This window comes from Vibrio toranzoniae (assembly GCF_024347655.1).
GTDB classification, from domain to species: domain Bacteria; phylum Pseudomonadota; class Gammaproteobacteria; order Enterobacterales; family Vibrionaceae; genus Vibrio; species Vibrio toranzoniae.
Map to the genome: position 1 here is coordinate 1,670,075 of NZ_AP025514.1, position 19,215 is coordinate 1,689,289.

The 19,215-nt window shown below is 41.4% G+C and carries 16 protein-coding genes and 2 pseudogenes; 3 read left to right on the forward strand and 15 right to left on the reverse strand.

Annotation, left to right across the window (positions count from 1 at the left end; all coding sequences use genetic code 11):
* Nucleotides 1-19: 19 nt before the first annotated feature.
* The 10 genes from tnpC to OCU50_RS07380 form a co-directional block, all read right to left on the reverse strand.
* Complete coding sequence (gene tnpC, locus OCU50_RS07335) at nt 20-1,603, reverse strand: IS66 family transposase (protein WP_016769319.1); 1,584 nt, start codon at nt 1,601-1,603, stop codon at nt 20-22.
* 55 nt (nt 1,604-1,658) lie between these two features.
* Nucleotides 1,659-2,015, reverse strand: coding sequence for an IS66 family insertion sequence element accessory protein TnpB (gene tnpB, locus OCU50_RS07340; RefSeq protein WP_016769320.1), 357 nt, complete (start codon nt 2,013-2,015; stop codon nt 1,659-1,661).
* Entirely contained in the window at nt 2,012-2,365 is a 354-nt protein-coding gene (gene tnpA / locus OCU50_RS07345) for an IS66 family insertion sequence element accessory protein TnpA (RefSeq protein WP_055451982.1), read from the reverse strand. Before tnpA ends, tnpB begins: the two co-directional genes overlap by 4 nt.
* A 67-nt stretch (nt 2,366-2,432) precedes the next feature.
* Nucleotides 2,433-3,092 carry an OmpA/MotB family protein gene (locus OCU50_RS07350; RefSeq protein ID WP_060467621.1) on the reverse strand — a complete coding sequence of 220 codons (660 nt, stop codon included), beginning with the start codon at nt 3,090-3,092 and terminating at the stop codon, nt 2,433-2,435.
* On the reverse strand, nt 3,092-5,680 hold the full coding sequence (locus tag OCU50_RS07355) for a hypothetical protein (RefSeq protein ID WP_065311205.1): 2,589 nt from the start codon (nt 5,678-5,680) through the stop codon (nt 3,092-3,094). The genes OCU50_RS07350 and OCU50_RS07355 overlap by 1 nt, the downstream gene beginning before the upstream one ends.
* A gap of 9 nt (nt 5,681-5,689) precedes the next feature.
* Nucleotides 5,690-6,028, reverse strand: coding sequence for a hypothetical protein (locus OCU50_RS07360; RefSeq protein ID WP_060467619.1), 339 nt, complete (start codon nt 6,026-6,028; stop codon nt 5,690-5,692).
* A 3-nt stretch (nt 6,029-6,031) separates the two neighbouring features.
* Complete coding sequence (locus OCU50_RS07365) at nt 6,032-7,117, reverse strand: HNH endonuclease (RefSeq protein ID WP_060467618.1); 1,086 nt, start codon at nt 7,115-7,117, stop codon at nt 6,032-6,034.
* A complete protein-coding gene (locus OCU50_RS07370; protein ID WP_060467617.1) occupies nt 7,114-7,824 on the reverse strand; it encodes an OmpA family protein in 711 nt (236 codons plus the stop codon). Before OCU50_RS07370 ends, OCU50_RS07365 begins: the two co-directional genes overlap by 4 nt.
* Nucleotides 7,825-7,826: 2 nt before the next feature.
* Nucleotides 7,827-9,860 (reverse strand): apolipoprotein A-IV repeat region-like domain-containing protein, encoded by a 2,034-nt coding sequence (locus tag OCU50_RS07375; RefSeq protein ID WP_060467616.1) that lies wholly within the window; start codon nt 9,858-9,860, stop codon nt 7,827-7,829.
* A gap of 264 nt (nt 9,861-10,124) precedes the next feature.
* Nucleotides 10,125-10,916, reverse strand: a complete 792-nt coding sequence (locus OCU50_RS07380; RefSeq protein ID WP_060467615.1) for a hypothetical protein — start codon at nt 10,914-10,916, stop codon at nt 10,125-10,127.
* A gap of 88 nt (nt 10,917-11,004) precedes the next feature.
* Here OCU50_RS07380 and OCU50_RS07385 point away from each other — a divergent pair.
* Nucleotides 11,005-12,139: pseudogene (locus tag OCU50_RS07385) on the forward strand (ISL3 family transposase).
* A gap of 149 nt (nt 12,140-12,288) precedes the next feature.
* On the opposite strand, the pseudogene OCU50_RS07390 reads toward OCU50_RS07385, so the two are convergent.
* From OCU50_RS07390 to OCU50_RS07410, 5 genes and pseudogenes are all read right to left on the reverse strand, one after another.
* Nucleotides 12,289-13,180 (reverse strand): annotated as a pseudogene (locus tag OCU50_RS07390) (hypothetical protein).
* Nucleotides 13,181-13,315: 135 nt separating this feature from the next.
* Nucleotides 13,316-13,606: a hypothetical protein gene (locus OCU50_RS07395; RefSeq protein ID WP_060467792.1), complete on the reverse strand. Its 291-nt coding sequence runs from the start codon at nt 13,604-13,606 to the stop codon at nt 13,316-13,318.
* Between the two features lie 137 nt (nt 13,607-13,743).
* A complete protein-coding gene (locus OCU50_RS07400) occupies nt 13,744-14,055 on the reverse strand; it encodes a hypothetical protein (protein ID WP_060467793.1) in 312 nt (103 codons plus the stop codon).
* Nucleotides 14,052-15,272 (reverse strand): site-specific integrase, encoded by a 1,221-nt coding sequence (locus tag OCU50_RS07405; protein ID WP_060467794.1) that lies wholly within the window; start codon nt 15,270-15,272, stop codon nt 14,052-14,054. Before OCU50_RS07405 ends, OCU50_RS07400 begins: the two co-directional genes overlap by 4 nt.
* A complete protein-coding gene (locus OCU50_RS07410; protein WP_017070423.1) occupies nt 15,265-15,501 on the reverse strand; it encodes a hypothetical protein in 237 nt (78 codons plus the stop codon). Before OCU50_RS07410 ends, OCU50_RS07405 begins: the two co-directional genes overlap by 8 nt.
* A 111-nt stretch (nt 15,502-15,612) precedes the next feature.
* Here OCU50_RS07410 and OCU50_RS07415 point away from each other — a divergent pair, with 111 nt between their 5' ends.
* Together OCU50_RS07415 and OCU50_RS07420 are read left to right on the forward strand one after the other, a co-directional pair.
* On the forward strand, nt 15,613-15,834 hold the full coding sequence (locus OCU50_RS07415; RefSeq protein WP_060467795.1) for a helix-turn-helix domain-containing protein: 222 nt from the start codon (nt 15,613-15,615) through the stop codon (nt 15,832-15,834).
* Between the two features lie 799 nt (nt 15,835-16,633).
* Complete coding sequence (locus tag OCU50_RS07420; protein ID WP_060467796.1) at nt 16,634-19,177, forward strand: hypothetical protein; 2,544 nt, start codon at nt 16,634-16,636, stop codon at nt 19,175-19,177.
* Nucleotides 19,178-19,215 lie beyond the last annotated feature (38 nt).

Sequence of the window (19,215 nt, forward strand, 5' to 3'; positions counted from 1 at the left end):
GGTATTCTGTAGGGGCGGACTATTCCGTCTTTGGCATTTTCCAAGGTAGAAGATGACCATGGTCATCCTCACTCTTCAGTTTCGGGATTTCTCGTAGCACGTATTCGAGGTACTCATACGGCTCACAGTCGTTAGCCTTCGCGGTTTCGATAAGACTGTACAACACTGCACTGGCGCGGGCTCCATTATGAGTCTTTGAGAACAACCAGTTGTTCCGTCCTACCGTGAACGGACGTACTGAACGTTCCGCTCGGTTATTATCCATGCTTAACCGGCCATCATCGATAACTCTTACTAGCTTCGACCATTGATTGAGACTGTAGCTAATCGCCTCACCCAATTTACTTTTAGGGGGCACCTGAGTGACCGATTTATCTAACCACGCCTTGAATTCATTGAGCAGAGACTGAGTCTTTGATTGGCGGGTAACATATCGCTCTTCCCTCGTCTTATCTTTGAGTGCTTGTTCAACACGATAGAGCTTTTGGAACCAACTCACTGCCCACTGGATTTTACCCCCTTTTCCTTGCTTGCCTTTTGGTTGGCTCTGCTCTGCCTCTATGAACTTGCGTCTTGCATGAGCCCAGCAACCCACCAACTTCGCCTCTGTCTTTTCATACGCTTTATACCCATCAACATGAAGGTATCCAGTGTAGTTTGACAGATACGATTGAGGGCAGTGATGCCCCCGACTCCCTTCCTGATAGTCGAACAAGACGATACCAGGGGATTGCGCATTACCACCCCGGTCTGGACCACACCCATATAACCAGATGTAACTTTTCTTTCTTTCGTCATCGAGCACGGTCAACGTGGTCTCGTCCGCGAACAGAACATCTTGAGCAAGGAGGGTTTCTTTCAGTAAGGCGATTAACGGCTCTACCTTATCAGCGCAACGCAGTATCCATTGACTCATCGTTTTTCGGCTGAGCGCTAGCCCATATTGTCTGAACAGCGATTCTTGACGATAGAGAGGCAGGGCATAGTGGTATTTGTTCGTGATAATTTGCGCAAGCAAAGAGGGAGTCGCGATGCTTTTCGGGATAATCGATGCTGGCGGTGGAGCCATTGCAACAACACTCTTCTCTCCTAACGCGTCACATTGACGACAGACGTATTTGGGTCTTTCAGTGACTTCGACATACAACTTGGCCGGGATATACACCAGTTTTTCACTGGTGCTTTGCCCCATCCTGCAGAGTATCGACTGACAACACGAGCAGGTTTTTTCTGATTCTGGTATGTCCACCACGACTCGCTCTCGTGGCAGGTCTTCGGGAAGCTTTGGGCGACCACGACGTTTTGTCTCGGATGAAGTGTTTTCCGCTTCCGAAGCGTCATCATTCGGATTATCGGGTGCTTCCTCTTCACCTATCGTATCGGCATGAGTCTCCGCCTCATTGAACTCTAAGTCCTGAGGGGGCAGGGTTTCACTACTGCTACCAAAGCGTTTACGCCGCGCTAGGTTGAGTTTTTCAACCAGCGATTGGATGGTTAATTCGCTCTCGCTTAGAGATTGGCGAAGTGTGAGTACCGTAGATTCAAGCTCAGTCACTTTTGAACGTAAGAGCGCTAGCTCATCTTCTTTATTTTTATTTGGCATATAAGGAAGATCGCAGAGAGCCGCGAAAGTTCCTTATACGCTATTATTTTTTAATTTAATTAAGACTTTGGTAATTCAATGTTTGATGGGGTTTCATTTTTTCAATATCGAGCCCATCAAGCAACCAATGCCACTGCTCTTCCGTTAATGAGAGGGTTTTCCCTGGCATTTTTCTTGGCCAAGCGAACTTGTCTTTTTCGAGTCGCTTTTGCCAGAGGCAAAAGCCATTACGCTGCCAGTAGAGAACTTTGAGCTTATCCCGCGTGCGATTAGAGAAGACAAATAGCGCTTCAGAGAAGGGATTAAGGTTCATATTCTGTTCAACAATAAAGCTCAAGCCGTTAATGCCCTTTCTAAAATCGACGGGCGCCTTGTGGAGATAGATAACAGAGATATCAGGGAACATTTTCATACAACAGCAAGCTCCTTCAATAGAAGACCGAGCCACTGAGGTGCTACATCACGAGGTACATGAAGAGAGCATGCTCCCGCTTCAAGGCGTAATTCCGTAGGTAACGTAGAGGGAGGCAGTTGCTCGGTTTTGGTGTTTAGCATGGCTGTTTTTTCAACAACAACGAATTCAGAAAGTGAATCTTCTCGTTTTTTAGGCAGGTTGACTAAGTGGTGTAGTTTGCGACGGTTGTTATCAAATGTTTTTGGATGAAGATTGTGCTCTAAACAAAACTGAGCGGCAGACTGCTCACTATTGTAATACTTCTGAACAAGGCGTAGCCATTCTTGCTGAGATCTATGCTGAGACATTTTCGAGTACCTTTAACGATAAAAGTTAAAGGTTACGACGTTTATTAAAAGGATTGAATGAGTCGATTTAAAGACGCTTACTCTTCACCTCTGAAAAATGTCCCAAAAACTCATCATCTTTGAATTGAAATCTAAACATAACTTTTCGGTCTGCTGCTTTTGCTTCATTTTGATTTGCTTCAATGGGTCCACGACCCGAAATTACAGCTTTTTCAAAAAATTGATGCTTATGGTCAAATTTCATTGAATTTACAAATGCAATCACACTGTTTGCACGTAATACACTCAATTCCATATTTCTATCAAAAGCCCCTTCTGAACTTGAATGTCCTTCAATAACAATGCGGCTTACTTCATCGGCTGTAGCATCCGACTGAAAAATAACATTTGAGTAAACAGGGATAAACTTTTCGAGGAACTCTTGTCCTGATAGCTTCAGCTCGTGGTCATTTAGGTCGAAAAGAATCGAATCCGTGATTGATATATCACCCGTTTCTCCATCAGCTTTAACTTCAATACCTGCTGACGTTAACGCATCATTAATGCCTTTGATTATAACTACTCTAGTATTCTGGCTCTCTTCGTATACTTCCGAAATTTGTACTAAAGCACTGATCAATAACAAAGCAAATATCATCAATAGGACAGACATTAGGTCACCAATAGATAACCAAACCCCTGATTCATCAGTGTCACCTGCGTCAGAGGAATTTCTAAGCGCACGCATTATGCTTCAGCCTTATCTTGAACGACTTCTTGACGTACCTCTTGAGCACTGACCAAATAGTTCGCAGCTTGTGCTAAACGGTTATGGATCTTACTCGAGGCATGATCAAAGTCGTTGAAGAATGTTTCAAAGCTTTTAGTCGCACGTGCATAGTAATCGTCCATTGCTTTTGGTAGTTCTTCTGTCACTTGAGTGAATGCTGCCGATGCAGTCGTGTATTCCTTCTTCAACGAACTTATTTCTTGGCTCATTGTCGTGGCTGCATTTTGAAGTTCTGCCATTTTTGACGCATCATTCAGACCAATAGCTTTCGCTACTCGTTCTAATGTCCCTGCTGACTTCTCTAAATTCTGGTACTGAGCCGTTAGTTCTTTAAGTAAGGTGTGGCGAGTTTGATACTCTTCCTCAAATACTTTACGGAAATTATCTACAACGCCGTTTAAACCATCACGCTGCTTGCCTAAGTTACTATCAAGCAGATCATTTTGCTCTTTGAAGTATTTAGTTAAGTTTTGTTGATACTGTTCACGGAACACTTCTAATTCTGATTGGACGGTTCTAGACATAGACAACACTTTATCATCGATATCACCTAACCCTTGTTCTAACTCTTCACGAGCTGAAATCATTAGTTTACTTGCTTCAGCGCCAGTCTCTTTTAAAGTAGTTGTTTGCTGTTGGAAAATACCTTGAGACTCCGTCAGTAGCTGTGAGATTCGATTCTCCATTTCAGTGAATAGTTGTTTTTCACCTTCACGACGGCTTTCAACTGACTTCTCAAAATCGGATTGGGCTTTGCTCATTAATTGTTGAGCAGACTCACCGACTTCTTTGATAGTATCTGACTGTTGTGTAAATGCAGTTTGAGTACTCTCAAGCAAATTGCCTATTCTCATCTCTACTTCGCTAAACAACTGCTTTTCACCTTCGCGGCGGCTTTCAACTGACTTCTCAAAATCGGATTGAGCTTGGCTCATTAATTGCTGAGCAGACTCACCAACTTCTTTGATTGTGTCTGACTGTTGTGTAAATGCAGTTTGAGTACTCTCAAGCAAATTGCCTATTCTCATCTCTACTTCGCTAAACAACTGCTTTTCACCTTCACGGCGGCTTTCAACTGACTTCTCGAAATCGTTCTGAGCTTGTGTCATTAAACCACTAGCTACTTCACCCGTTTTAGTGATGACTTGCGTTTGATTATCGAAAGAATCTGAAACTTCACTTAGCAGTGTATTGATTCGACTAGTCACACTCTCAAACATGGTCTTTTCAGCCGATTGACGTTCGCTCAGCGCACCGTCCATTGACTCTTTAATGCCCTGGAATGCTGAAGCTGCTGTTTGAGAGCTTTGCTCAAAGGCAATTCTCTGCTTTTCCATACCGTCTGTTGCATCACCAAGCATCCCTTTTACTTCCGAGGCGATTGTTCCCATAGCTCCTTGGGTTTCTTCACTGAAGCTCGTTAAGATTGTTTTTAATGACTCAGCAAATTCTTGAAGCTTCACCATAGTTTCTTTTTGGAAATCGTTAATCGTACTGACAGTGGCAGCCGTACTTGTTACGACTTTTTCTACATTGCGGTTCAATTCTGCGGTCACTTCATTACTTTCTAGCACCGCCTCACTTGTTTTTTGAAGTTCAACTGTAACAGGTTCGATTAGTTCAGATTTCATCTCTTTCACAAGTAAACTTACTAGCTCTTGCTGAGACTGTTCCTTGATATCTTTTAAGGTACTTAGCTCGGATTTAATTGCATCTAGCGCTGGAACCATTTGGGTTTCAATTGCTCCAGTCATGGCTTCTGATACTTTACTCGCGATTACATCACCATTGAATGAGTCACCAACACCCCCAAAACTAGATAAGGCATCAGCGATATTTGCCCCCATCAACTCAATGGTATCCGCGGAGCGCAACTGTGCATTAATAGCATCTCGCTGACTTTCGCTTCCCATGTCTTTCAGGTAATAGACGGCGCTAGCCTCAAAGTACTCTTTTGATATATTAACTAGAAAACGTTGCTGAGCATTTGAAATAGAGCTTGATGACCACTTTAGTAATGCCATGAAAATAGCTGATGTGCTTAAGCCAGCTAACGAGGTATAAAATGCCGTTTTTAATCCTTCAAGTAACTCTGCCGCAGAGGATAATAATGCTTTCGAGTCACCTGCCATACTAAAGTGACTCAGACCGATAGTAATACCTAAGAAAGTACCAGTTATACCGATACTCGTTAGTAATGCTGGCACCAACTTATATCGATTAGTGTCACAGCTAGGAACCATGAGTGAAATTGGCGATTTGCTTAACCATTGCTTGCCATCGGCTTCAATTTTAAAACCATCGTCCACTTGTGAATAAATCAGATGCTCGGTCACCCAGGTCAACTGCACTGGCGTTAGCTGTTCTGGTTTAAGTACTAATGCATCGCTCAATTCCTTGATTTTAATAATGCTTCGTAACTTTGCTTTCGTGCTGTAGGTAGACACAAGTGCTCGAATGAAGAAAAAAGCAAACAAAATGAGGGTTGCAGTAATGATTAGATCGGTTATCCAATCTCCAGAAATATAAGCAAAATGATCAAACATGGGTAACCTTTAAGTTCTTAAGTATTTTGTAATTTCTTGTTCAGTAAAAATTTGTTGCGCAATTTTGGCGGGTAAGTGTTCAGCATCGATTCTTGGAACACCATTAATCTGCACCTCGCGATTTAGCCGCACACTATACATAGTCTCATCGTGCTGTTCTGAATCGCTCGCAATTTTCAAATAGACTTCGTCAGGAAAATCACGAATGAGCGTGGCTTGTAAAGAGGATTTAGTATCACGAAATGAATTGGTCGCAGCAAAATCGCGCCCAAACTCGTCTCGTGATAGTTTCCACGCATGATTGACGGCAATAATCCTTTCCAGGATAGTCTCTAGTGTAATTTCCATCGATTATGCTCTTAAATGATGTGCTCGCGTACGATAATTTTGCAAGAAGTCATTGACCGATACGACCTCCCACCCGGCTTCTTGTGCGTCTTCAATATCATTCTCTGAAATCGCAATTCCAAATTTGTTTTCAGGCCAAGCTAATTCAAGTCTTGCAGCAAAATCACCAAATCTATCAATTATGAAGTGATTTATCTCAGGGCGATTCAAATAGGCTTTTTTACATGCGTGAAGCACACCATGGACCCCTGGATCCGAATAATCAAATAGTTCTTGCCAACCACTTAGATCATCTAGTAACCCTTGTTCTTGACGTAAATTGTTGATCAACTGCCTTTCGGCGTGGCTAAGAGCCATGTGGGAATGCATAGGTTGTTTGCTATGACAATCAATACAGAGCGCTTTTAGATTTTTGGGGCGGTTGTCAGATTTAACTCCGCTAATATGGTGGACATGTAACAAATTTCGGTGTGCTCTAAGTTTCAAATGACACTGCTGACAAGTAAAATCTCGCTCGACACGATAGTGTGAAGATACTTTCGCCCAATCTTCTGTATAACCGGTTTCTGCGGTTTCAGCTTGCCTAGAAGGTAGATGGGGAAAGAATGAACTGTAGGTTGCAAAAAATTGAGCCATGTCGAATTGTTGAACAATCGAACTTATCAGTGTGCCTGTATTGCACCCTTTGTAATTCAACTGTCTTAAACAGTTCTGACAGACTTTAAGCTTAGCCTTCGTCTCTCCATAGCCAGAAGCTACTATAAACTCACCGGATGTATCATTAGTAACGACATAGCGTTCAAAGCGACCGTTCGCTCTCATACTCTGTAACGTTTTACAATCAGCCACGTGGAAACGAGCACTGCTGCCGTTTGCTTTAATATAGAGAGAAACATTTCGCCCTTTGTAACTCAATAATCCCGAATCTACATCAACGTCTTTTAATTCAACGTCTTTACCTTCAGCAAGCTCTATATCGAGCTTTTCCATTTGCGTCTCTTGTAACTCAAGCTTGAATTCGCCTTTTTGATCAGGCTCCATCAAGTTAATCGCATTTTTCAAACTGCCAAAACTTATACTCAACTTCATGAAGCACCCAAAATCTTACGGATCTGTTCTTCAGCATTAGTGATGACACGGAAAGACACGCGCCTAGAACGATCTTCGTCTTCAAGGCCTTCTTCATTTGTTGCCAACTTAGAAGATGAATAACCTACTGCTGCTACGTTAGCTTTTACCCAGCTATAATGCTGTTCAGCAACGTTAGGCAACAACATTACATAACCTAAAACTGCGCGGGTTCGCGATTGAGACAAGCGCATGTTATTGAAATAGGCTTCATAGTCCGTAGAATCATGATTCCACTTACTTGATGTATGCCCTTCAATTTTTATCTCTTGAATAATAGGCTTGTAGCTGTCGAGCACTTTCAAATAGCGTGGAAAGAAATCATCTAAGATAGTTTGAAAGTTACCTGTAAGGTTCGCTTTACCATTAGCAAACAAAACGTCAGGAGCTGTGAAGTTGACGCTCAATGTATCGCGGTCAATCTCAGCCCCCCACTTTTTTAAATCAACCTCGAACTCTTTAAAAAGAGCAACATAGATAGCTTCTTGTGTTTGCTGATAAGTCTCTGCGACCTCTTTAATCTTATCGCGCTCAACCATCGCGTCTCGCATAAGCGCAACAGAGATGAAAAGAAAGACCATCATTAAGCCAGCCATCAAATCTGAAACTGACATCCAATGTTCACCGCTATCACTAGGGCGTTTTGAAGAACCAAATAGCTTTTCCATAATTACGCTACTCGACTGCTAACTACGTTATTCATTTCACGCACAAGATCTTTGTAATCGCGAGTGAACTGTTGAGTAACAGTCGCTAGAGCTTCGCCCATTTCGCTTATTGTACGGTTCAGTTCTTGTTGCATCTGTAAATCAAGAACTTCCACCTGCTTCTCTACAGCGCTGCCAGTCTTACCTACCGACTCTGTGATTTGATCTTCTAAGCTATCGAATGTACGTCTTACAGCTTGGGCTTGAACTTGGAAAACATCCTCTAATGTGGTTTCCAATCGGTCATGCAGCTTGGAGATAGCTGAAGTCGTTTCTACCTGAAGTTCTTTAGTACTTGAAATTAGCTCTTGATTAGCCTCCTTAAGTACGCGGCCTGTTTCTTTTGAATCATCTTTAATATCTGCGACTAAAACTCGTAACTGACCATTCAATTCTGTAATCGAATCTTCAAGGTGTTGGCGGATTTGTTCTGTTGTATCAGTTAAGTGACTTGTTACATTACTTAAACCACCAGTCGCCGTGCCTACTTGCTCCTGAATATCAGATGAAGCTTCTGCAAGTTTGCCGCCGATATCTTGAGCGCTTTCTCTTAACTGAGTAGAGATATCCTGAGCACCCGATTCCAGATTAGTTCTCATGGTGTTCATACTTTCTTCAGTCGTTGCCGTAAACTGCTGAGAAGAAGCGCTTAGTGTCGTTGAGATTTCTTTCGTTGTTGTATCTAAGTCTTCAGCAATTTTCTTCACGCCAGCTTCAAAGCTCACTTTAATGTCTTCAACGCCTTCTTCAGTTACCTGTGTAAAGTCTTCGCTAGCATCTGCTAACTGGGTACTAATTTTCTCTGCGCTTGTTGTGAGTTCCTGAGCTAGTTTGGTTGCGCCCTCTTCCAAGTTAGTACGCATAGCATCAACACTTTGGTTTGCGGTAGAGCTAAAGTTGTCGATGATTGTCTGTGATTCATTAAACATTGATTCATAATGTGTTGAAGCCGCTTTAACTGAATCACCAATAACATTCATTGTAGTATCCATTTGCTCACGGATTTGTGGCATAGCTTCAACTGCTTTATCACGTAGATCTTTGAACGCTTCCAAACGCTGTTCAAGCTCAGTCACTTGACCATGGCCAAGCTCCATTACCTGGTGCAGTTTTTCCATAGTTACCGGGATTGCCTCCGCTCGCTCATTTATATGAGCAACAGATTTCTCAGTAGATGAAATAGCATCAACTCCCAGCTGGTACTTAGTCGCCATATCTTCAAGCTGATGACGATAGTTCTCTTGCCAATCGACTAGTTTCTTAACTGATTCATCCAAACGCTTAAAGTTCTCACCAAATTGCTCCGTCAACTTCTCGTTGAAATCAACAATTACTTCTTTTAGCGCATTGATTACTTGTTCTGTTGCTGACTTAGACAGAAGTTCACCGAACTCATCCATTTTCTTCCATAGTGTGCTCTGGAATTCAGCATTGCGCTCTGTCGTTTGCTTAAACTGTTCATTTAATGTTCTTTGACCATCATTAATGTCAGTTCTTAGGTTCTTAATTTGGGAGGTCAATGATGAGTCTTCATCACCTTTAATCGCCGATAGCAACTCGTTTGAAGCGTTCAGCTGTTCGGTCGATGCCTGAAGCTGTTGAGACATAACAGAAAATATTTCTTCTGGGCCCACTGCTTTTGATTCTTCTAGTTCTTTTTGAGGGATCAAACCTAATGCAGCTTTGTAAAAAATAGAGCCTGCCATACCCGCTAAACTTGTCAAGAACGCCGTTTTTAGACCACCAAGTAGTGATTCGATACTGCCATCAATGTTTTGTGGATCGAAGTCCATAAGACCAACCACGATGCCCGCAAACGTACCAAGGATACCTAACGATGTTAAAATATTAGTCGTGCTTGCCGTAAATCTAGGAGCCTTCCCCAATACAGCCAATAAAATCGAACTAACCAATAACAATAAGATTAGGTAGATAAAGCTATTTGAAATGGACTCTGCAGAAAATGAAGCAATAAATGAAGCTAATAGTCCGGTCATATAAGTAGTTCAGTAGTATGTAATAAGACGACGGCATTCTAACTTAACAGAACGCCATTCACAAACCTCCAAATAGAAGTTTGATAAATTATTTACTTGAGCAATGATTCAAATCAAATTTATAAATACTAGATTTACAGTGGTTATTGATTTGTGCGTGCTGCGTAATTTGCGTGTAAAATAGCCGATACCAACCATGATTCAACTGATCATTTGTCAAAAACTATTAATGAGATTGATATCAAAAAACATAAGGTCCTTGGTTCAAGTCCTTTTTATCAGACTAACTAATTCCTCAAACATCGACTCTGGAACGCCAGGCATCGCAGCCTTAAAAAACTCTTTCTCAGCAACTGCGTAGCAAACTAAATATCGCTCTGTTTTTTTATCTAATGAATTCAATCTATTATTGAAGGTATTTTGATCAATGGCTTTATTTAGCCATTGGCTCATTAAGCCACTTTTAGTTTTCTCTACATCTCTTTGTAGCTTCTGCGGTTCATGCTTTAAGTTGCTTCTAAATGTTAAGTAACCCTCCCTGATGGAGTCGAGGTTATCAACAACATAACGACAACTCATAATGTTACAAAATATCGAATCAAGGTCTTTATCATTTAACGCCAAACTTTTTGATACATGATCACTTGAGTTAACTGGAAGATCTTCAATATCGATGGTTTTCTCAAGTGGATAACATGAAGGCACTGTAAACCGAAATGTTTTAAGATCAGTTAGCTCTAAGTGCCCAACATGTACTTGATCTGCTTCATCCAAAAAAGATACTTCATAGAACTGATAGCGACGTCTAGTAACCCAAAGTAAAAACTCAGAAATATCCAACTTATGGATATAACAAGTTTGGTAACTTAAAACTAACCAGCGCAAACCTAGTGCCGTCGGTCTAACCGTGTTGATAACCTCCTCCCCTGTTTGCTCATGAAAAATCAGATTCGAGCGAACCAAAAAGTCCATGTTGATATCATACTGAAGACAAACTTGCTCAAACTGTAGATATTGCTCAGCTTCTTTTTCGGCTTTATCTTTTTCTAGGTTCATCGCGGATTAGCGGGAACTAAAAACAAAAACGGTAGTAAGTGATATGGTTTAGTCGCCAAACAAAAATCATACACAAACTACCGTTTTCATGCCGAATCATACTTTCCTATCTTCATTCTGGGAAGGCTTTAAAATAGTAAAGTCTCACCAGACAGCATCACTTATTACACTGACTCTTAAACCGAACTCTGAGGCTAAATGCCTTTGCGGTCTTGAAGCCGAGGCTATCCATGAGTATCAATGGCGTCATGTGAAAGAGGCCATGTTGTTCAATGTTCCTGTTGAACTTTCCGTTCAAACTCGAAGGATTAAATGCCATGACTGCGGCATAAAAACAGAGTCTCTATCTTGGTTGGAGCCTTATGCTCGTATAACGAAGCGCCTAAAAAGCTATATAGAACAACTACTGCCTCTTCTTCCCATTAAGCATATCTCCCAGTTAACGAGCGTTCATTGGCACACCATTAAAGAGATAGATAAACGTCGACTTCGCCATCTTTAAAGGGCACCGATATGCCACAGTTATCGCTGATGCTAAGACTCACCAAGTCATTTGGATAGGGTTAGGCCGTAGCCGCAAGGACATACGACCGTTCTTCGAGCAGTTAGGCAAGCATGGCAACAATATCGAAGCGGTCGCGATGGACATGAATACGGCTTTTGACCTTGAAGTTCAAGCACACTGCCCGAACGCAAAAATCGTTTACGACTTATTCCATGTTGTTGCTAAGTTCGGTCGTGAGGTGATGGATAGAGTCAGAGTCGACCAAGCCAACAAACTCAAGCAGGATAAAAAAACGAGGCAATGGGTCAAGCGCTCACGCTGGGTATTGTTGAAAAATAGAAGCAACTTAAATCCACGGCAAGATAGCTACCTTACCGAAATATTGAATATCAATAAGGACTTAATGACCACTTATATACTCGGTTCACAACTCAAAGAGCTTTGGTATTGTGAATCAGAAGCACATGCTAAGGGGCTCTGGGAGGTATGGTGGGCACAAGTGCAAGAGAGTGGAATTAAGCCATTGAAAGAGTTCGCACGAAAACTGAGGCCTTATCTTCACGGTATTATCGCATCGGCAAGTTATCCGCTCAACACCTGCACATTGGAAGGGATAAACAACAAAATAAAGTTAATCAAGCGAATGGGGTATGGGTATCGAGATACAGACTACTTCTTCTTGAAGATAAAAGCGGCTTTCCCCGGAAAGCCGCGATGAACCTTTTTCTAGCGCACCAAAATAATCTTGGGTCAAACACACAATGTAGTTCTCTTATATTTAAGGTAAACGATAAGCAACAGCTCACCGTCTAAGTTCTTACCGCTAATACCAAGCAGCTAACAGTAATAAGTTAATTGGGTTCCGCTCTAAGCTGCTTCCAAACGAGAAATGATCGCTTCTAGAGGTAAGTCTTTATTACGAATTAACTCAACGACGGCTTCGATGTCTCGTTCGCGGTTCAAAGCTAACGCATGATTTAAGTCATCTATGAGTGTTAGCGCCTGCGCTTTGGTCAGATTTCGTAACAAGCTAACTCGATTATCCGTAGACATAATCATCAACTCTGAAGCGGAATCTTTGGTTTGTTTAACCGAATGAGCTATGTCATGCTTTTGTCGCTCTTTAGAAGTAGTCAAGCGTTCACCTTTCTCAACCTCTCTTGAGGATGAATCTATGTTCACTACAGTCGTAGCTCGAAACTCTTGAACATCAGACTCGTTCATCACTGTTTCTGCTGGTAAAGGTTCAAGACTTTTCTGACTATATTTGTTTTTATTTACTAGAAGTTCAGAGTAATAAGCCATTGTTGGTAGCATGAAATTTAAATGTTTTAAAATTGCTTGCTCAATCCCTTTCATCTCATTTCGTTTTATATAGACCCCGTCTTTGCGCGCTTGCAGCGCGAATGAGATGGAATGCTTTACCGCTTCTAAGCGATTCGGGTTGATACCGCCTAGCTCTTGAGTCTCTAAAACAAGAGACTCTTCTTGAGATTTCAACAGGGGCAGGTTTCGAATCATCCACTTCAGCTTTACTTGATCTAAGTTCACGCTTTACTTCCGCCATAAAGTTGTTGATTGATTTACAATCAGATGGCGTCGACCCTGTAAAAATGGGCTTAGGAACACCATCGATAAGCACTTTAAGGTGATTCGTCTGTGTTCTTTCATAAGAGAAAGGCGAATCTGTACCAAGTTGGTCATTTAAAAATTTGATTACACGTTTTTGGTATTTGCTGTAACTAGATTGTTTACACATGGTAGGCCTCTCAAACTAAGTCGTTTCGTTGAGAAGCATAATATTTGAAGGGGTTTCGAAATGAGGTTTATAAGCTTGTGAAAAACGTGTCTACTAAAAGGAGGTTCATAAATGTGGCTAAAACCGAAGCCTTAGTTAGCTTTGATTATCGTGGTATTCAATATCCACTTTCATAACTAAACCTTTTACCATCGCATCCCATAACGCAGGAGCATATGTTTTAAGAATAACTACAGCTGAGTTTCGCTGATTACTGGAATCAGAGGCTCTATCAATTTCCAACCATTCTTCAATAGAATATACGTCTGCACCTTGATAAAGCCAATCTCCAACGTTGCGTCGAATAGAGTCTTCAGTTCCGGTTTTTATATAGATATGTCGACCTGCTCCTGTCGCTATATAATCGATCACTCCAACTTTAAGCATATTAACCCCTTTTAAATCTCATTTATTTTTAGTGACAACCGCAACGAACATTCGTGCATAAGTAACAATAATATTTTAGCCCCTAGATTCGAGCGAACATCGACGTTCTAGGAGCTATGAGCAATAAAGCTAAGCATTCAATTTACATATCGTTTTATTGACTTATCAATTGATGCTTCAATAACTTCAAGTACCCAATCAGAATCCCGCTTTATAGGCTCATTCAAGCAGTGATGAAGCACCGTTACTACAACTTCCGCCACCTCACTCACAAACCTATGCTCTCTTACATAATGCATTGGGTATAATGACGTTCTTTCTCTTACCAAACAATAGACTTCTTGATAGCTTTCATCGATATCCTGATGTGACATGGCTTTGAAATGTTGCCCTTGAATCACATCGAAGCACAAACTAGTGCAATGGATTGTCAAAGGAGAATACTTCATTTATCACCTCCTAACCCACCACTATTAGCTTTTTTCAATAGACGTTCAAATGCACTTCCATCATTCCGCGTTAAATTAGGAACGAAACGGCTGTATGTCTGAAAAAGCATCTTGGTCGTCGTATGCCCCATTTGCCTAGCTATCCACTCAGGGGCTTCACCAGCGGCCAGCATCAGAGTGGCATAAGTATGGCGCGTTTCGTATGGACGACGATACTTTAACCCCATATCTTTTAACGCAGGCTTCCAAATTCGATCACGGACATTCCCTTTATCCAAAGGGTTCCCTGAAGCATTAGTAAAAACGAACTCTCCTTTCCCTGTTAACTTGAATTGCTTTTCCAAAGCCTCATAAACATGAGAGTTCATTTGAATATCTCTAGCAGAACCTGTCGTCTTAACTGTATCCATTCGCCCATGCACATAAGTTTCACGAACAGAAATTGTTTTCAAATTAAAATCTACGTATTGCCACTTCAAACCATCAATCTCTGAAGTCCGCATACCAGTGAAGAAGCGTGTGGTGAAATACGTCTTGTAGTCATCCCTAATTTTATCGAGAAAATGCATTACTTCCTCAATACTAAACGGCTGAACGTCTCTTCTATCAATTCTCAACGCTTTAATATTTTCAAAAGGAGTTCTAAATTCATAACGATCTGCAGCTTCTGACAGCATCATCCTTAATGGCGTCATCACGTGATTAATAAACTCTGCTGACAGTTTCTTACCCGATTTTGGTTTAGCTAATTCGGCTCTGAACTTCAAAATATCTGGCCTAGAAATCTGATCAATAGAAGTACTTCCAAAGTGTGGAACAAGGTATCTGTAAAGGTATAAACGAATACTCTCCTTATAGCTTTCTTTCCATCGACTCTCGTTTTCTTCATACCACTCAGCGGCAAAGTCTTCTAATGAAATAAGAGAAGTACCTTGTGCTTCGTGTATTGCACTTTTATAACTCCCCAACATTTCTTGCTTTACCTTTTCGGCCTTACAGTCCTCCTCAAGAAATCGAGCCGCTCTACTTGAGCTTGGAAAGTAATCCCTGTAGACGAAAGACCCCAGTCTTATGTCTGCATCTATCTGATTGAGCAGCTTTTGCAACTTCCTGATATTTTGAATGGTATTAGGTAAGGCTGTCTGTTCTCTGCATCGGATATCGTTGTACCTAAAATCCAGAAATAGTTTTCCATTTCGTTCTCGTACTTTACCCATAACAGATACGCCCTCCTGCCATTGGAATTATATTTTGATTTCGAGATGCAGATTGATACAAATCCCGCTCAATAGCTTCCCAAATGTAGAGAATTTTGCGACCATTGAAAGGTCGGATGTAATGCTTACCTTCGATGAAAAGAGAGTCTCGCAATGTCGCGTTAATATAGTTGGCGCTAAATTTGATTCGACTTGCGAGCTCTTTTGCAGTCAATAATGTTTGGTCCATAATGACCTCCTTATTTGCTAGCCAAGAATAACTTTCGTCCTGACAAGACAAACTATAGAGTCATTAATTCGTCCCATCAAGACGATTTATATACCAAATAATTATAAATAAATGATTAAATATAAGATTAAAGAATTAGTAGAGATTAAATCGTTACGCGAAAAACGTAAGGTTACTTTATCTGAAGTTGCCGAAGCCGTTGGAGTTCAAAGCTCCGCGATGTCAAAGCTTGCTAATAACAAAGGTTATACAACCACAACGACCACTTTGAATGAATTGTGTAAATTCTTCGACTGCAAGATCGAAGAGCTTATAGAGTACATACCAGAATAAGAGCCAGTTAGATAGGTATCTAGATCATAGCGTTCTCTCAACTATCCCACTTCAATTTCCCCTTCCAGATGATCTATTTTTTGGAATGGGCCCCTGCTCTAAAAGTACAGTTGCTGCTAGTTTATTGAGTACAGCAAGTCGCTAGCTTAGCTTTGCCCCAAAACAAGTTAGAATAAGGTGATCAAAGAAATAGTAAATGAGTTGTCTGCCTTACCATTTCTAATATGTGTTATGTATGAAAACATTACTCAGCTATGCCAACAAAATCGTGCAACATAGGTCTTAACTCTTCATCTCCCATGATGCACCAACTTATAAATGCACTGTATGGAGAAGTAGCTTGATGCGCTCAACGGCACTTGCTTTTTCTTCCGGTAAAGCAACAGGGTCATAGTAATTGTTTAATTGCTTTAAGAACAGATTGTATTGATCAAACACTCTCTTTCTTAGGAACGAAGCTGAAACCGCTTTGTTAGGTGTGTGCTCACTGTTAAAAACTTTGTCCAAGAGTTCCGCTGTTAGCTTAGTTTTATAGTCATCATGTTGAGCTTCAATTTGAAGCTGTTTTACGTATGGAGTTGATGGTGGTAAATGTTTAACAGCGCGAACAACATCAGTATCTGGATCACAGCAGTCGAGAAGATCATCATACTTAGCAAGTTTTATGTTGTTACAACGTCCACACGAGAAGTAAAAGTTATTCCAATTGAACTTTAAATCTTGTTACCTGTTAATATTGTTATCGCACTGATATGCTCAACGGACATAATGCAGGCCATCGCCAGCCTGAAAAGAGAATATGAATCTAACAGCCAAGAACCATGCACTTTCTGCAGGGCAGAGAGATGTTTATCAAAAGTATCATGATGAACTCATTGCCAAATACACACTAGGAAACGAAAATTTCGAGCAAATAATCTTCAAATTCGTTTCCCAGTGCTCAATCGAGGAACACCTAGAGGGCAAAACTCCCGCCTGCGTACAGGAGACCCCCCCTTACAATAACCGGGGTGCTAAAGGACAGTCCACAGATGAGCTATGCGATAACTGGCTCAACAAAATGAGGGTTATCAAACTCCTAACCGCAGTTAGACTAGAGATTCTAGGTAGCCGGGCTCCTAAGGGTTTTCGTCCGTTCCGAGTCTGCCCAGCGATTAGAAAAGATAGAGGTGTTGAGCTAAACCTCCTAGAGATTGAACCTGAGAAATTTATTGCTCTATTCGATGCTCAAACCCAACTAGTCGAAATACTGAAACTAAATAGTCCTAACCCTCCAATTCATTTTCAACAAGTTTTTGATTCACTTACAGGAAAAACCAATTCGGGCAGAATCAGTAAAGAGCAGTTCAGCAAATGGGCTAACTGGGCTAAAAAAGTTGATGATGAAATCGCCTTCGGGGACTGGTTCGAAAAGCATTGCCAATCCGCACGCGGCCAACGCGTCATTGAATTGATTTATCGTCTAGTTGGACGGTCTCTTAAATTGAATCACCAGAACCGAAATACAGACAACGACCACCGGTTAGAAGAGCTTAAACAACGCTCAAAATTCCATGAGTTCAAAGGGGCACCCGTGGAATTGGCACTGGTTATTCCAGATCACAGTACGTACATTATAAAAAATCGACGGCAAATTGCCAATGCGCTCAATCTAGCTACCGGCATAACCAACAAATTCACTCCTGATGTCATATATGATTCAATGCCAGAGGCAAGGCTCCTTCCCCTAGCCAAGAAATTGATCGACCTGTATATCGAAAAACACAGCCTCAAAGTTGAATTCCAATCCGCTATGTCTTACCGGGATCTGATTAAGTCATTAACATCTGATCATACAAATAATAGGCTAGGAACATGTGGTAAATTCATAACGGATGGGGCGATCATAATTAATAATAAGGGGCAAATTAACTGCAGGCTGTTGGAGATCTTTATGTGCCGCAGTGCCATTGCAGGTGACTCTATTACGGAGGGTTACATGGCATCTCGTAATCGAAAATTTGACGCTATAAATAAAATTGAAGCCTTTTGCCGCGATATAAATATTCAACTAAGTCTGATGTCAATCGAACTCCAGCCAACGGATCAGCCGATAAAAAAAGAGCTGAATATCAACGACACCAAAATCATTTGGACCAAGCAAATGCTCCCTCTAATTCAGGATACTCTCCCTGCGCCCACCCTGAGCTTACAAACTGCTGATGTGGACAAGATTCTGGCTGCAGCAACATATGCAAAAATCCCAGACGTCGTCGAGCAAACTGAGCAAGCAAAAAAGGTTTTCCCAGAAGTCAATGACAAAATACTAGCCAAGATCTCAGAAGCTGTCCTGCAGCCCGACTTACCAGCGATTAAGCGGGAGCTTCAGAATATCAGAAAAGAGCTAAAATCTTCTGCACCACATTCGCGCAAGCATCTACTCACCAGAGTCTGGCGTCATAGCCGTACAACCTGGGGAACTCAATTTATCGACGGCTCAAGAAAACTAGTCAATGATGCACAGCATAATTATTACTGGGCAGATTCACTGAAAGAACTCAGGAATATGATTGATCAAGACAAAATTAACATGAGCATTATCCCCATTCCATCAACAACTGATCTTGGGATAGTGCATCTGGATTTTAATCAGGATTGCACAACAATAAAAAGTACCGCAAATATAAAATTCCCGAATAGTTGTAGCGACGGGACTCGCCGTCAGCTCCGCGATGGGAATGGACTGACCATGAGCCTGAAATCTCGTCTAATGCAGCTTCTGGAGATCATCCAGAAAGAAATTGGTAAAATCCTCACCAGCCACCGAGAACAGTATGGTAAAACCCGATATTGCTCAGAATCGGGTCTACATGAACTGATAATCACCAACACAGGCGATCTTGACAGGTTAGCCACACTTCTGGCTCGTGACGCATTACTAAAACTCAAGATTGATCCATTTCCCAATGTTCGTCTGCCTGGAAAAATCGATTTACTACCTGGCGGATTGGTCGCTGGTGTAAGTTTCAACAAAAAATCTAGGGATAGGTTCCTAGCTGAACCACAGGATATTAAGGACGAAATCCTGAATGCAAAACTAAAAATCAATGAGGATAACCAAGGGTGGAAAGTTTCTGAACTCCTGAATAACGAATTACGAAAAAGCAGTCCTGAACGGTATGAGGAGTATTTCACAACTTTCGATATATCAATATCGGCAAAAAACGGTGGCCCCAGAACCGTCCACCGAAAATTCATCTTGTTACTAAAAAATAGAGATATAAAATATGTCGAGACAGCAGCAGAATTTATTGCGACTACTTGCTGGCAACTCCTGAGCGAGAGGTATAAAAATGAACACTAACCGAATCAATGTACTGTCGCTTTTGCTGATGTTCGACT

Coding starts and splice junctions, on each gene's coding strand:
- tnpC (WP_016769319.1), bottom strand. CDS start 1,603: ATGCCAAATAAAAATAAAGAAGATGAGCTAGCGCTCTTACGTTCAAAA.
- tnpB (WP_016769320.1), bottom strand. CDS start 2,015: ATGAAAATGTTCCCTGATATCTCTGTTATCTATCTCCACAAGGCGCCC.
- tnpA (WP_055451982.1), bottom strand. CDS start 2,365: ATGTCTCAGCATAGATCTCAGCAAGAATGGCTACGCCTTGTTCAGAAG.
- OCU50_RS07350 (WP_060467621.1), bottom strand. CDS start 3,092: ATGCGTGCGCTTAGAAATTCCTCTGACGCAGGTGACACTGATGAATCA.
- OCU50_RS07355 (WP_065311205.1), bottom strand. CDS start 5,680: ATGTTTGATCATTTTGCTTATATTTCTGGAGATTGGATAACCGATCTA.
- OCU50_RS07360 (WP_060467619.1), bottom strand. CDS start 6,028: ATGGAAATTACACTAGAGACTATCCTGGAAAGGATTATTGCCGTCAAT.
- OCU50_RS07365 (WP_060467618.1), bottom strand. CDS start 7,117: ATGAAGTTGAGTATAAGTTTTGGCAGTTTGAAAAATGCGATTAACTTG.
- OCU50_RS07370 (WP_060467617.1), bottom strand. CDS start 7,824: ATGGAAAAGCTATTTGGTTCTTCAAAACGCCCTAGTGATAGCGGTGAA.
- OCU50_RS07375 (WP_060467616.1), bottom strand. CDS start 9,860: ATGACCGGACTATTAGCTTCATTTATTGCTTCATTTTCTGCAGAGTCC.
- OCU50_RS07380 (WP_060467615.1), bottom strand. CDS start 10,916: ATGAACCTAGAAAAAGATAAAGCCGAAAAAGAAGCTGAGCAATATCTA.
- OCU50_RS07395 (WP_060467792.1), bottom strand. CDS start 13,606: ATGCTTAAAGTTGGAGTGATCGATTATATAGCGACAGGAGCAGGTCGA.
- OCU50_RS07400 (WP_060467793.1), bottom strand. CDS start 14,055: ATGAAGTATTCTCCTTTGACAATCCATTGCACTAGTTTGTGCTTCGAT.
- OCU50_RS07405 (WP_060467794.1), bottom strand. CDS start 15,272: ATGGGTAAAGTACGAGAACGAAATGGAAAACTATTTCTGGATTTTAGG.
- OCU50_RS07410 (WP_017070423.1), bottom strand. CDS start 15,501: ATGGACCAAACATTATTGACTGCAAAAGAGCTCGCAAGTCGAATCAAA.
- OCU50_RS07415 (WP_060467795.1), top strand. CDS start 15,613: ATGATTAAATATAAGATTAAAGAATTAGTAGAGATTAAATCGTTACGC.
- OCU50_RS07420 (WP_060467796.1), top strand. CDS start 16,634: ATGAATCTAACAGCCAAGAACCATGCACTTTCTGCAGGGCAGAGAGAT.